Consider the following 14,701-nt stretch of genomic DNA (forward strand, 5'->3'; position numbering starts at 1 on the left):
TATCTTTATTACACAACATCAGAGTATACTCTCTTTTTTTCATACAGTTTATGTAATTATACATATTCATCAAAAAATACACTAAATGAATATTACATGTAGTAAAATATAACTTGTGGGCACGTTCTATAAAGCAGATTCTTTTAAAAGGCGTAACATATCAATTATTATAGGGGATGTGGCGTCACTTCAATATTGATCTCAAATCTCTTGTCTTTTGTGAACTAACAATCTAGTGTATATAGACGATTCTGCTTTATAGTATGTGTTTACACTCATAACAAAGGGGTAATGGTAATACGGATAGATTCGTATGAAATGAAATGGTTCAAGTCGGAGAGAGGCACCTTAAGGTGTCTTTTCTTTTTGGACATTACATCCATTTTGTTTTTCCACCTTATTTCAAATGCGCTAATTAACCTTCAACAAGAAGAAATGAGAATTAACAAAGATATTGTTTCTTCTGTTTAATATAGAAAAATGAAGGGTACCCCATAGATATGGGGTATCCTTCATTTTTTATTTTTTCGCACCTTTCAATGACTCCCTCAGCACAAATTTCTGCAACTTTCCGCTCGCATTACGAGGGAGTTCATCTACAAATAAATAATGACGCGGACGTTTATAATCTGCTAGTTCATCACTTTCTTTGCAATACGTTTCTAAATCAGCTTCTGTTATTGTTTCATCTTTCTTCACAATAACTGCCACAACACGCTCTCCCCATAATTCGTCTGGCTCACCAAGTACCGCCACATCTAATATACCAGGATGACTATGAAGGAAATCTTCAATTTCACGAGGATAAATATTTACGCCACCGCTAATTACCATATCATCAACGCGATCAGCAACGAATAAATAACCGTCTTTATCAAAATAGCCTAGATCACCCGAATGATACCATCCTTTATACATCGATTTTTTATTCGCTTCTTCACGATTATGATAGCCAGCCATCATAGTTGGGCCGCGCAAAATAATTTCTCCCACTTCATAAGGAGGTAATACATCCTCTGGTTCTGCCGGTGCATCCTCGTTCGGTTTCACAATACGAACTTCATGGCTAAAGCATGGCGTGCCTGCTGAACCAGCTTTCGTAATTTGATCCTCCTCTACGAGAAACGCAACAACTGGCCCCATTTCTGTCATTCCGTATATTTGAACAAGATCAATATAAAGACGTTCTTTACATTCTTTTACTAACGCCGGTGCCATTGCTGCTCCGCCGTATATACCAATCTTCATCGAAGTTAAATCATACTGAGCTAAATCTTTTTGCAACAACATATTCCACATTGTCGGCGCTGCAAAGAACGTCGTAATCTTTTCTTCTTGAATCGTATGTAATACTGTTTCTGTATCAAAATGATGCAAAATAACATTCTTTCCGCCAACTTGAATGCGTGGTATGATTCCAGCGTTTAATTCACCACAGTGATATAAAGGCGCAACGACAAGCCCTACACTATCTCTATTATATTTAAGGAAATACGTACAAATCATACTATGCTCAGTCATTTCGCGATGACGATGTAATACGCCTTTCGGATGACCTGTCGTACCGCTCGTATAAAGCATTGAACAATAATCCATTTCATCAATTTCGATATTTACTTTCTCAGAAGATGCTGCATTCACTTTTTCATGGTAGGAACTTGCATAGGAAGGTTTATCGTTTTCTATAGACCAAAAAGATGTATTTGGAAAATCTCTTTCAATTATAGCAACAGTTGACTCAACTGCTTTTTCAAAGACAACGACTTTCGAGGATGCGTCCTGAAGAATATAAGATACTTCTTTCGCCTTTAAGCGGAAATTAATCGGGTTAAAGATCGCTCCGATTTTCGCACAGGCTAAGTAAACGTTTACAAATTCACGGCAATTATATAAGTAAACAGATACCGTATCTCCCTTTCTTACTCCGTCTTCTAATAGAGCGTGCGCTGTTTTATTTATTTGTTCATCCCACTGTTTATACGTCCAGCGAATATTCTTTTCAGGTTCCACTAACGCCTCTTTATTCGGATACTTACCAACTGATAAATCAAAAATTCTCCCTATCGTCATGTACATGCCAACAATTTCCCCCTTTTCTCTTTCATAAATCTATCATTTCGTCCATAAGTAGACATTGTCCTTTAATGATTTGACTAATTTTTCTGATTATTATCGACATAGTTTTACATACGGTACCACTAGACGGTAAATGAAATTATATCAGCGATTTTCCAGATATATCGACCGTAACTTGAAATATATCGGCGATTTTCAAAATATATCAGCGCAACTCGAATTATATCAGCGATTTTTCGAATATATCGACTTACCGACAAAAACTGACAAGATATAATCGGACCGCCCGTTACTGCAGGATAAAAAAGAGGTTGTTCCGACTCGGAACAACCTCTTTCTTCTTATGCAAATAGCTCTTCTAAAATTTTCAGTTTATCTTCTGTATATTTCACAAAGCCATCGTTATATGATTTTGGATCTTTCGGATTTGCGAAGTGCGTAATTGCTCCTGTCTTCGGATGAACAAATTTACTTGATGCACCACAACCAAGTCCGATAATTGATTGTACTTCTTCCATAATGACAATGTTGTAAATACTTTCTTGCGTCGGCATTGCATAACCAACGTTCTCTAAGTTACCTAAAATATTCTTTTGACGATATAGGTAATATGGTACGTAATTATGCTTTTGCGTCCACTCTTCTGCTTCGTGCATCATCGCTGTAATTTCTTCGCGACCTGCTACTTTATATTTACGTTTGTTTTGCGTCATTTCAGAAGCACGTTTGAATGATAACGTATGAACTGTTAATGATTCTGGCATTAACTTTTCTGTTTCATCTAACGTATGTTTGAAGATATCTAACCCTTCACCAGGAAGACCAATAATTAAGTCCATATTAATATTGTTCATTCCCATTTCACGAGCTAAATGGTATTTCTCAATTGTTTCTTCTACAGTATGATGACGTCCAATTGCTTTTAGTGTCTCTTGATGGTATGACTGCGGATTAATACTAATACGGTCAATATTCCATTTATTTAAAACTTCTAGCTTTGCTGGCGTGATCGTATCTGGGCGACCTGCCTCAACTGTTACTTCACGCACATTTTTCACATCTGGGAACGCTTCATACATTTCTTCATACAGCATATCCATCTCTTCTGCTGTAATACTTGTAGGTGTACCGCCGCCGTAATAAATCGTCGTAACTTTTACACCTTTTTCTTTTAAAAACTTACCAATTTCACGAACTTCATAATGTAAACCACCCAAGAACGAATCAACAGAGCCTTGGCGTCCATTAATCGCATAAGCCGGGAATGTACAATATGCACATTTCGTTGGGCAGAACGGAATACCGATATAAATACTTACTTCTTCTTTCAAACGGTATAAATCCGGAACAACTGCTAATTGGCAATCAACAATGCGCTGAAGAAGTTCAATTTTCTCTTCATGAATTAAATAACTTTCACGAAGCTCTTGATGCGCTTCTTCTTTTGACATACCATTTTGAAGCATTTTATGAAGAAGTTTCGTCGGACGTACTCCCGTTAAAATACCCCAGCTTTGTTCAATACCAGTTAACTGCTGAAGAACAGAAAGATATACATAAGAAACAACATGCTTCACTTGCTTCATACGCTCTTTTTCATCTGTGAAAGCAGATAAATCTTTCGAGAATGTTTCTTCATACACATTTCCTGTGCTAACATCCGTTAATCGAGCGGATGCTTTCACATTATCCTCAATGTGTATATCAACGATAAGATTTGCTTCCTCTTGTTCAAATCCAATCGTACTATCTTCAAAAAATAAGCCGCCAATATTTTGTAGCGGACGTAAAAAACGATCATCTTGTAACGTTTTAATTGAAATTAACAACATTATCACCTTTTCATTTGCAAACTCTCTTTAGTTTACTTGAAGGGCGTTTACAGGTCAATACAGAAGGTTTTACCTGTTTCTCTTACATTTTTTCAAATAATTCTTTTTATGAATATCGCTCCTGTATATAGACATCATCATTTTCTCTTGTTAAAATTTATTAGTACTAAAATCGATACATAGTGAAAATACAATATAAAAAGGAGGAATGTTAACACTAGATTCCATAATCTAATGTGTTAAAAAAAATATGAAAAAGAAATTTTATAGTATTTTAACTCTCTCTCTTGCATTACAAACTGTTCTTGCACCTACTTATTCATTTGCAGAGAGTGCTGAAAAATCCGCTGAAGTATATACGGAAGATCAAGTTTTTAAAAGTATTAAAGAGCATGTTAATGAGCATAGTACTCATGAAGAAGATATCGAGGTTACTAGCCAATTCCTACTATACACTTCAAAAAAACATTCATTATATACCGCGAATGATTTAAAAAACAAATCGAATATCGAGATTACAGAACAAGTCGTAACGGCGACAAAGAAAAAAGGAAATGCTTATTACATAACGACGCCAACTGGCGCTGGATGGATAGATAACAATGATAATAGCTTAGAAGTTCAAGAGATTCATAAACTATCTAATCAAAAATTAATCGTAAAAGAAGAAGCTTCCATACATGCCCTTCCGTTCCAATCATTTAAAGAAGAAGGGAAACTACAGCCACAAGTCATAACTCCTACTGAACAAGCTGGAAATTGGTTTAAAGTCCAAATAAATGAAACAGCAAAATGGATTTATGCACCTTCTGCTACATTTGAAGGTACAAAAGCTTCATTATTAAAAAACAGTCGTACTGCTAAAAATAGTTTATTGAGATCGCCAGAAGCTCTACAAACAAACAATATTTATGGCGTTACATTTAAAGAAATGATTGTCCCAAAAGGAAATGACGATATTCGCCCTGGCTACCCGATGGTACCTAAATATATTACGATTCACGAAACAGCTAATACAGCGAAGGGTGCCAATGCTCTAAATCATGCAAAATTCTTAGATAATCAAGCACGCGGAACAGCTGATCGCGCCGCATCTTGGCATTTCACAGTAGATGATAAAGAGATTTACCAACATCTTCCAGTAAATGAAGTTGGATGGCATGCTGGAAATAAAACTGGAAACTATGAATCTATCGGAATTGAAATTGCCGTTAATCAAGATGGAAACTATGAAAAAGCGGTAGAAAATGCCCGTAAATTGGCAGCTTATTTAATGAACGACTTAAATATTTCTCTAGATAAGGTCCAAAAACACCAATTTTGGTCAGGAAAAAACTGCCCTGCGTTTATGATTCAACGCGGACAATGGGATGCTTTCTTAAAAGGAACTGAAACATACTATAAGGAAAATCAAAAAAATCCCGTAACTGATGACATTACAGGTGGATGGTATGAACAAGACATTCGTCAATTAGCAGCTAGAGGCATTATGCAAGGAGAAGGGAACGGCAAGTACTTCCCAGAACGTCTTGTAACGCGTGCTGAATTTGCTACACTAATTACTCGTGCTTTACAATTACCAAGTGGAAATGCTAATTTCACAGACTTAGAACAAGTACACCCATCGTTAAGAGACGGTATTAATCGTGCAGCAAGCGCAGGTATAATCCGCGGACGTGGTGATAATACATTTGATCCAAATACTACAATTACACGCGAAGAAGCTGTTATTATGATCGATCGTTCTCTAAAACACGCTGGTATTTTTGCAAAACAAGTTGAACTACCATTCGTAGACCAAAACTTAATTTACGCTAAAGAAGAAGTACAAAGAGTGTATGGATACGGAATTGTAAAAGGTAATGAATTTAATCAATTCGTACCAAAAGGACCATCACAACGTGCACACGCAGCTGCATTTATAAACAGAATGCTTAGCGTAATTGAAGCTTAACATATTTATCATTCCATATAGATATTTTCATTTTATCTGTATTCACTTAAAAGGCATCAGAGATTATATATCTCTGATGCCTTTTATACATCTTTTAGCTATTTTTAGCCATGAATCTTAAACGTATTCCTAATAGCAGAAGCATAAAACCGATGAATGGAACGTAATTCGTATTGTGTCCTGTAGCTGGAAGTTGTTGATTATTAGAAGAACCTTGTCCTTTTTCTGGTAAATTAGGTTTTTCTACTCCCTCACCTGGTTTTTCTGTTCCTTCACCCGGCTTTTCTGTTCCTTCACCTGGCTTCTCTGTTCCTTCACCTGGCTTTTCTGTTCCTTCACCTGGTTTTTCTGTTCCTTCACCTGGTTTTTCTGTTCCTTCACCTGGCTTTTCTGTTCCTTCACCTGGCTTTTCTGTTCCTTCACCTGGCTTTTCTGTTCCTTCACCCGGCTTCTCTGTTCCTTCACCCGGCTTCTCTGTTCCTTCACCCGGCTTCTCTGTTCCTTCACCTGGTTTTTCCGGACCTTTTTCTGTATCTTTTTCATTTGTAATTTGAAGCTTTACAACTTCAATTTTTTCATTAGAAATCGTAAATTTCATTTCCTTATCGGATAAAGTATATCCTTCTGGCGCTTGGATTTCTTTTAAAGTGTAATCTCCTGGTTCTAACTTCTTAGAAGTCGCTTTACCGCTCTTGTTTGTTGTTAATGTGTCGATTTTTGTTCCGTCTTTCCAAATTTCAAACACTGCGCCTGCTAATATTTTATTTGTATTATTAGCGTCTACCTTTGTAATTTCTAATTGACCTGTAATTTCTTCTTTCACTTTTTCATTCATAACTTCTTGTTTTACTACTTCATTTGCTACAACGTTTACTTCTACTGTTACTTCTAACGCCTTATAACCTTCTGGCGCTTTTGTTTCCTCTAACGTGTACTTTCCTGGCACTAAGTTTTCGAATTTCACAACACCTTCTTTATTCGTTGTTTTCGCTTCTCCAACTACTTGACCAGCTTCGTTCTTTAATTTAAATTCTGCACCTGCTAGAACTGTTTCACTCTCTGCATCCTTTTTGATTACTTGTAAGCTTCCTAGTTCTTTCGCATTTTCTATTTGTACTTCTACTACTTTGTTTGCTTCCACAACGACTTCAATTTCTTCTTTTAACAATTTATATCCTTGTGGTGCTTTCGTTTCTTTTAATGTATACTTTCCTGGTTCTAATTTCTGTGAAACTACTTTACCAGTTTTATCTGTTCGTAACGTATCTACTTTTTTACCATCTTTATACACTTCGAATTCTGCATCTGATAATACTTTCGTTTTATCTTCCGCATCTACTTTCACGATTTCAAATTGACCTGTTACTTTTTCGGGGATCTTTTTATTCACCACATCTACAGTCACTACTTTATTAGCCTCTACATCAACAGAAACTGAACTAGATGATAATTCATATCCTTTCGGTGCTTCTACTTCTTTTAATGTATAGCTTCCAACTGGAAGTTGTTTCGATAAGGCTTCACCTTTATCATCTGTAACAATTGTTTCCACAACTTTCCCATCTTTATCGATAACATCAAATTTTGCACCTGGTAGAAGTTGACCAGATTCACTATCTTTTTTCAATAATTTAAATTGGCCATTCTCTACTTTTCTCGTATTCTTCATAACAAGTTCAATTACGTTTGTATTATCAATTGTTACTTTGACTGGTGTATCAACTTTTATATATCCTTCTGGTGCATTTATTTCTTTTACAAAATAGTCACCAAGTGGTAAATCTTTAACTTCCGCAATACCCTTTTCGTTTGTTGTAACAGTAGCCACAACGTTATTATCTTTGTCTATAACATCAAATTTTGCGTCTTTTAAAACAATGTTTTCATCGTTTTCATCAACTTTTTTAATTTGTAAATGTCCTTTTTCAGTTGCTGGCTTATTCCACTTTGGCCAGTTAAATTTAAAGTTATGAACCTCAAAACCATCTCTTTGGTGTAATCCTCCAACATAGGCTTGTCCATTAATAGAACCACCTTTTGTTTCTACAACTGCATTAGGTGCAAACACACTACCTACTACACCATAACCTTTAGTTGTTATCTTTGTAGCATTAGGGAACACCCAAATGACTTTACTAGCTAACTCAGTGAAGAAGGAATTAGGGTCATATGCTTGAGAGGTATTAACTAATGTGAACCCGCCCTTATCTGTCGTATCATACAGGATTGCACCGCCACCAAAATTAACTTCTTCTGCATCTGAGTGAATAACAATAAAATCTTTGTTACTTACATTTGGAAGATAAACATCCTTTACATTGAATGGTTCTTGCCCTTCTAATCCTGAAGAGACATAAATATTAGGATTCTTTACATCTTCACCGATTCCAAAGGTCATACCCGATTTTGGTTTATCAGTATGTAATTGGCCCGCATCCTCAATTACGCTATCAACGCCTTTTCTAAATTCTTTAAACTTAGCATCAATCTCCGCTTGCTCTTTATAAGAGATACGGTCATATGATGTTTTCATTGCGCCATCTGGGTCACCGTCTTTTGTCATCGCCACTGTTCCATCTTGAATAATTACTTGTCCTGCTCCCGCTTTCGTAAATTGACCGCCTAGTAATAATGATGGATATCCTTCATCTACCCAAGTTGCTCCAGCTAAGTTATTTGCTCCAGTTGCAGCCGCTACGACTGTATAACTTGATGCGTTCATATTTTTCTGAACAGCCATCGCACCTTCAATATCCGCACTCGTTGCACTATGATCTCCAAAAATGATGGCGTTGTAATAAGATACATCACCTAAACCTTTTAATTCTGTTGTAGCTGCCTCTGCTTTAAATGGTAAATGGATTAAAAAATTCATACATATTAGTAATACAACTATTAAACTACTACTTAACTTTTTAATTTTTTGATTAAATGATTTCCTCAAGAAATTCATTCCCCCTTTTAAACTTCCTAAAACCACAAAAAGAAGTACATATCATATGTACCAAACCTTACTCACATTAACTTAAAATAATCCATTTAAATAAAACAAAGAAACACTACAACTACTTAATAAGATTGCTACAATTCATTTTTGAAATAATACGTGAACTAAACTGTCATGCGGAAATACTTTTACGTATGGGAGCCCAATAAAATTAATCTGAAGAATATTTCATGTGGTGTAACTGTTTTGGCAACATCATCCACTTTACATTAGTTTTCTAAAGGATTCAAGTGAATTGTATAGATTTCATACACAATTCATATTTTAAAACGCTTTCACTGTTTTTAATAAGATAAACAAAAAAACGTAGCCAAAAAGCTACGTTTTTCTGTCATCGTTTCGGTGTATTTTTATGATTCTTCAAAAACGGAAGCGGGAATTGCTTACGGAAATGCTCTTTAATCATATACTCTACACCGTTTTCGCTATTTGAACGTGTAATCCAATCTGCTGCTTGCTTTAATTCTACAGGCGAGTTCCCCATCGCTACCCCAAGTCCCACGTTTTCAATAACCTCTAAATCTTCCATACTATCTCCAATCGCAACCATTTCATTTAGCGAAATATTTAAATGCTCTCCAAGCAATTGTAATCCACGTAATTTTGATACATTTTGCGGTAAAATTTCTATTCGTTTTGAATCACATTCAACATACTCTACATCTTGGAACGCTTTTCTTAATGTATTTAGCCCGCGTTCTTTTTCACCTTTAGTTTGGAAAAGAACATCAATTTTTGGCGCCGCTACCGGATGGTCACGAAGCGCGTCACCTAACGAATCTACAAATTGAACTGGATAAAATAACGGATCTGCGCTTGATAATACAGTGCGCGCAATTAAGTTTGGTGTATTTCTCTCACGATTTCCTATTGAAAACCGTTCATGAGAAATACGTACGTTACAATCAAAGTGCTCTAACACTTGCACAATGTTAAAAGTCTTCTCTTCAGATAATCTTCTTTGAACGTACGGCTTATCTAACGTTGCTGAAACGAAAGCACCACCATGTGTCACTAATATGGAATCTAATTTTAACGCCTTTGCTACTTTATGAGCGGATTGAAAATTACGACTCGTAAATAACGTAACGTATACATCTTTTCTTTTCACAAATTCAATTGTTTCTCTTAATCCTTTTGCAATTTTTCCATTGTTGTATAGTAGTGTCCCATCTATATTAAGAGCTAGTAAGCGATAAATCATGTCGCACTCCCCCTCTTCGCTGTTGTACTCTATCCATAATTTATGAAATACACCCGATAAATAGAACGAGTTAGAATTACTACTGAAAATTTGGTTTACTATATACATATACACTTAGTAAAGGAGATAGTACAATGCAGGCACCTCCTTCTTTTTATGAAGGCGATACGTTAGAAGTCGCAAAAAAATTACTCGGACAAAAACTTGTTCATATTGTAGACGGAATAAAGCGAAGCGGAATCATTGTAGAAGTAGAAGCATATAAAGGCCCCGATGATAAGGCCGCACATAGTTACGGAGGCAGACGAACGGACCGCACAGAAGTTATGTTTGGTGCACCAGGGCATGCTTACGTATATTTAATTTACGGTATGTATCATTGCTTTAACGTTATTACAGCACCAGCGGGCACCCCGCAAGGTGTTCTCATTCGAGCCCTTGAGCCGGTAGATGGAATAGAAGAAATAAAACTAGCGCGCTACAATAAGACCGAAATTACAAAAGCGCAGTACAAAAATTTAACGAACGGTCCTGGCAAACTATGCCGTGCCCTCGGAATTACTTTAGAAGAACGCGGTGTATCGTTACAAAGTGATACGTTACATATTGAATTAGTTCCAAAAGAAGAACACATATCATCACAATATAAAATAACAGCAGGACCTCGTATTAATATCGACTATGCAGAAGAAGCTGTACATTATCCGTGGCGTTTTTATTATGAGGGACATCCGTTTGTTTCAAAGAAGTAAGCATATGTTAAAGGGAGAGATTATGAGAGGCAAACCTGAACTAAAAATAGAATCAGAAAAAGTATATAAAACGAAGAAAAACCCAAATGGAATGTTTGTAGCAAGAATACTACAAATTCCGAAAGAAGAAGATAAACTAGACTTTGTCCTTATTTTACAAAATAAAAAAACGAAAAATATTATTTATAACAAAGTTTTAGTAACAACAGATAACGACTATTATTCTTTCCGACTCGCTCGTGGGAATATTAAATGGTCATCCTTATATACTGTTACAGTATGGGATGGGCTTGGACATCAATTAGTAGAAGTATCAGCCTTAACTGGTAAAGAGAACTATTCTATTTCTGATGAGCATTGTTCCGCATATCGGGAGTAACTCAAAATAAAAGAGAAGCCGAATCGGCTTCCCTTTTACTCTGCACCTTCCGCAGTTGCAATATTATCCTCTAAGTTTTCTCTTGATAATTCAGCCGCCATAAAATCTGCTGTTTCTGGAAGTGCTAAATGCATATGAGCTTTTTGACAAATTTGGATCGTGCAGTTTTCTACAACATAGTCGAAAACATGTCCGCCTCCGCTTCTTTCATCATCAATGTAATGTAAGTGGAATCCAGCTACCCCAATACCTTGTGCGTAATCTGGTGTCCAAAATCCAGCAAGCGTACCTTCTGTATTTTCAAACGAAAAGATTGGTTGCGATTTCGTCACTTCAACGAGTGGTGTATACGGTTTTTCTTGTCTTGGAACAGTTCTCGTTCTTACTTCACGGAACGTACCGTCCATTCGAATAGCGTAAAATAAGTTTTTACTTGGCATTAATTCATGTAATAACGCTTCAACTTCTTCACGATTCATCGGACGCTCTACCGTATAACTCATTTCTTTTTCAAAAAACGTTACAGTCGCAAACGGTGTTGTTTCTTCTGGCTCTACTTTTTCTGCTGAACCGTCTGAACGTAAATGATAAAATTCGTTATCAAATGCAATCATTTCACCATCTAATTGATCAAATGTGCCGATGCCGAAATCACCACGTTCTTTCAATTCCTCAAAGCTAATCACACCATCATATATACCATCTAATAGCGCAAGCATTGTAGATGTTTGATATACTTCATTACTCGTTTTCGTTCTTTTTGCATCAATATCGATTAATTGCGCAACAGTCATCTCAAATCTGCCTCCATTAGTTTAATTGGTTTGGTAATAATTTTTCGCTTAATTTAATGTTATCACGGTAGTCAATTGGAATATCAATAATGACAGGACCGTCTGCTGCTAATGCTTCTTTTAATACACCTTCTAATTCATCAGGCGTGTTAACACGAAGACCTAACGCCCCGAAACTTTCCGCATATTTAACAAGATCAACATCGCCAAACTCTGTAGCTGATGTTCTGCCGTATTTCATCATTTGTTGGAATGCAACCATATCATATGTGCCGTCTCTCCAAACAAGATGGACGATTGGAGAATTTAAACGTACCGCCGTTTCTAACTCCATCGCTGAGAATAAGAAACCACCGTCACCTGATACGGAAACTACTTTTTTACCTGGTTCTACTAAAGTCGCTGCGATTGCCCAAGGAAGTGCAACACCTAACGTTTGCATGCCGTTACTAAATAATAATCTACGTGGTTCATAAGAACGGAAACATCTCGCCATCCAAATAGAATGGGAACCGATGTCACATGTAACAGTTGTATCGTCACTAATTAAAGAACGAAGTGTACGAATCACTTGAAGTGGATGCGTAACACCTTCTGCAGGACGATTTGGAACTTCTGCTTGTTCTGATAATTTTGCGCGTAATCGTTCTAATACCGCTTCTGATTTCGTACTTAACACAAGTTTCGGTAACTTTTCTGCGATGCTATTTACCGTTAAGGCAATATCACCAATTAATTCACGCTCTGGTTGGTAATCATGATCGATATCTGCTTGATGGTCGTCAAGATGAATAATCGTTCTGTCGCCAAGTTTATTCCAGAACTTTGGATCATACTCGATTGGATCATAACCGATAGAAATAACAAGGTCTGCTTCTTCTAGTAAAATATCACCTGGTTGGTTACGGAATAATCCAACGCGGCCGAAGAAATGATCTTCTAACTCACGTGAAATCGCACCAGCTGCTTGATATGTTTCAACGACAGGAAGTTCTGTATCCGCAATTAATTTACGAACAGCTTTCGTCACTTCATTTGTGCTCGCTCTCATACCGAGTAAAATAACTGGTAATTTCGCTGATTTTATTTTTTCTACTACATATGTAATATCATTTGTGGGAGCGATTCCAAGCTGTGGCTTAGAAAGCGCACCGATAGACTCTACAGTTGTTTCCGCAGTCATAACGTCTTGCGGAAGACTTACTAAAGTAGCTCCCGGATTTGTGGAAGTCGCACTTCGAAATGCATTACTAAGTGCTTCTGGCACATTATCAGGATGCTCTACTTCTACGCTATATTTTGTGATTGGTTCGAATAGTGCAGCATTATCCATAGATTGATGCGTACGTTTTAATCGATCCGTACGCGGTACTGCACCAGCTAAAGCAACAACGGGATCACTCTCCGCATTCGCAGTAACAAGACCTGTCGCTAAATTTGATGTCCCTGGTCCTGAAGTTACAAGACATACGCCCGGTTTCCCTGTTAATCTACCAATAGCAGCTGCCATAAATGCTGCATTTTGTTCATGACGACAAACGATTAACTCTGGTCCTCTTTCTTGCAATACATCAAATACAGAGTCAATCTTTGCTCCTGGAATACCGAAAACATGTGTAACACCTTGTTTAATTAAACAATCAACAACAAGATCTGCTCCTTTTGTTTTTGTCTTCACGTCGTTTACTTTTACACCTGTACTCAAACTAATCATTCCTTTGTTTCATAATTTGTGTAATAAAGATTTTTAATTTCACCTAGTTAATTAATGTGGTGAAGTATCATTTATCATTATATTACAAATGCATTATTTTTCCAACAATATGAATTCGATATTATTTTGACAAGATTTAAAGAATGCGCTTACAACCTTTTGTTTATCTTAAAATAACATTTTTATATCTCTTCTAAAAATGTACAAAAATACTTCCACCTATTCACATTATTAACAAATTTATAGTACCTTGCAAAGAATAATAGCAAGTGATATATTTGTAAATAATGGAATAACCATTATTTGGAATGTTATTTACAATTAGTATATCGCCTTTCAAAAAGTAAATATAGATTGTGTGTGCTGTTTAGAAAAAAGATAGGATTTTCAGCCATAATTCATCATTTTATAAAGGAAAGTGATTGTTATGAACAAAAGTGAATTTTTAGAGCAACTTAGTTCTTCCCTACAGAATATGCCTAATTTAGAAAAGGAGGATATTATCTCGGAGTACGAAACTCATTTTATTAGTGGTAAACAAGATGGAATATCTGAAGAGGAAATTTCTAAAAAACTAGGAAACCCTAAAACTATCGCTAAAGAACTTAATATTTCATATGTAATCAGTAAAGCTGACAAGAAACGCAGCCTAAAAAACATTATGACAGCACTGTTTTCTGTTATGAGCTTAAGTCTTTTAAACTTTATATTTATCATTATCGCCTTTTTCGTATTACTCTTTCTATTACCGCTTCTTCTAGCACTTATAATTGCTACACCGTTATTAATTATTTCACCTATATTATTAATAGGGTTAGGATTCTTTAAAGGGTTTCATCAAATCAGTTATTCCGATGTTTACAATGTATTCATAGCCTTTTGCATCGGCTTACTAATATCCGTCATATGTTATCAAATGATAAAACATCTATACGTAGCTTTAGTTAGGTATTTGAAATGGAATGTAGCTATTTTGCAACGACACTAAT

At 36.1% G+C, this 14,701-nt stretch carries 10 protein-coding genes; 4 read left to right on the forward strand and 6 right to left on the reverse strand.

Annotated elements, in window-relative coordinates; translation table 11 throughout:
• Positions 1-519: 519 nt before the first annotated feature.
• Both ES895_RS20525 and ES895_RS20530 read right to left on the reverse strand, forming a co-directional pair.
• Positions 520-2,076, reverse strand: a complete 1,557-nt coding sequence (locus tag ES895_RS20525; protein WP_000281980.1) for a fatty acid--CoA ligase — start codon at positions 2,074-2,076, stop codon at positions 520-522.
• 341 nt (positions 2,077-2,417) lie between these two features.
• Positions 2,418-3,908 (reverse strand): coproporphyrinogen III oxidase, encoded by a 1,491-nt coding sequence (locus ES895_RS20530; protein WP_001999181.1) that lies wholly within the window; start codon positions 3,906-3,908, stop codon positions 2,418-2,420.
• Between the two features lie 250 nt (positions 3,909-4,158).
• Here ES895_RS20530 and ES895_RS20535 point away from each other — a divergent pair, with 250 nt between their 5' ends.
• Positions 4,159-5,862 (forward strand): S-layer homology domain-containing protein, encoded by a 1,704-nt coding sequence (locus ES895_RS20535; protein ID WP_000726522.1) that lies wholly within the window; start codon positions 4,159-4,161, stop codon positions 5,860-5,862.
• A gap of 94 nt (positions 5,863-5,956) precedes the next feature.
• Here ES895_RS20535 and ES895_RS20540 read toward each other — a convergent pair whose 3' ends face one another.
• Both ES895_RS20540 and ES895_RS20545 read right to left on the reverse strand, forming a co-directional pair.
• A complete protein-coding gene (locus tag ES895_RS20540; protein WP_135238608.1) occupies positions 5,957-8,806 on the reverse strand; it encodes a SpaA isopeptide-forming pilin-related protein in 2,850 nt (949 codons plus the stop codon).
• Between the two features lie 394 nt (positions 8,807-9,200).
• Positions 9,201-10,073, reverse strand: coding sequence for a Cof-type HAD-IIB family hydrolase (locus ES895_RS20545; RefSeq protein ID WP_000640431.1), 873 nt, complete (start codon positions 10,071-10,073; stop codon positions 9,201-9,203).
• 134 nt (positions 10,074-10,207) lie between these two features.
• Here ES895_RS20545 and ES895_RS20550 point away from each other — a divergent pair, with 134 nt between their 5' ends.
• The gene (locus tag ES895_RS20550) at positions 10,208-10,825 is read left to right on the forward strand and encodes a DNA-3-methyladenine glycosylase (RefSeq protein WP_001148778.1); all 618 of its coding nucleotides are present in this window, start codon (positions 10,208-10,210) and stop codon (positions 10,823-10,825) included.
• A 22-nt stretch (positions 10,826-10,847) separates the two neighbouring features.
• On the forward strand, positions 10,848-11,204 hold the full coding sequence (locus ES895_RS20555; protein ID WP_003311779.1) for a hypothetical protein: 357 nt from the start codon (positions 10,848-10,850) through the stop codon (positions 11,202-11,204).
• Between the two features lie 35 nt (positions 11,205-11,239).
• Here ES895_RS20555 and alsD read toward each other — a convergent pair whose 3' ends face one another.
• Complete coding sequence (alsD, locus tag ES895_RS20560) at positions 11,240-11,998, reverse strand: alpha-acetolactate decarboxylase (protein ID WP_000215044.1); 759 nt, start codon at positions 11,996-11,998, stop codon at positions 11,240-11,242.
• Between the two features lie 16 nt (positions 11,999-12,014).
• Complete coding sequence (alsS, locus tag ES895_RS20565; RefSeq protein ID WP_000103546.1) at positions 12,015-13,703, reverse strand: acetolactate synthase AlsS; 1,689 nt, start codon at positions 13,701-13,703, stop codon at positions 12,015-12,017.
• Between the two features lie 436 nt (positions 13,704-14,139).
• On the opposite strand from alsS, the gene ES895_RS20570 reads away from it, so the two are divergent.
• Positions 14,140-14,700: an HAAS signaling domain-containing protein gene (locus ES895_RS20570; protein ID WP_135238609.1), complete on the forward strand. Its 561-nt coding sequence runs from the start codon at positions 14,140-14,142 to the stop codon at positions 14,698-14,700.
• Position 14,701: the final 1 nt, after the last annotated feature.

Origin of the sequence: Bacillus sp. 007/AIA-02/001 (genome assembly GCF_004634455.1) — a bacterium.
GTDB classification, from domain to species: domain Bacteria; phylum Bacillota; class Bacilli; order Bacillales; family Bacillaceae_G; genus Bacillus_A; species Bacillus_A cereus.

Coding starts and splice junctions, on each gene's coding strand:
- ES895_RS20535 (WP_000726522.1), top strand. CDS start 4,159: ATGAAAAAGAAATTTTATAGTATTTTAACTCTCTCTCTTGCATTACAA.
- ES895_RS20530 (WP_001999181.1), bottom strand. CDS start 3,908: ATGTTGTTAATTTCAATTAAAACGTTACAAGATGATCGTTTTTTACGT.
- ES895_RS20555 (WP_003311779.1), top strand. CDS start 10,848: ATGAGAGGCAAACCTGAACTAAAAATAGAATCAGAAAAAGTATATAAA.
- ES895_RS20545 (WP_000640431.1), bottom strand. CDS start 10,073: ATGATTTATCGCTTACTAGCTCTTAATATAGATGGGACACTACTATAC.
- ES895_RS20525 (WP_000281980.1), bottom strand. CDS start 2,076: ATGTACATGACGATAGGGAGAATTTTTGATTTATCAGTTGGTAAGTAT.
- ES895_RS20570 (WP_135238609.1), top strand. CDS start 14,140: ATGAACAAAAGTGAATTTTTAGAGCAACTTAGTTCTTCCCTACAGAAT.
- ES895_RS20550 (WP_001148778.1), top strand. CDS start 10,208: ATGCAGGCACCTCCTTCTTTTTATGAAGGCGATACGTTAGAAGTCGCA.
- alsD (WP_000215044.1), bottom strand. CDS start 11,998: ATGACTGTTGCGCAATTAATCGATATTGATGCAAAAAGAACGAAAACG.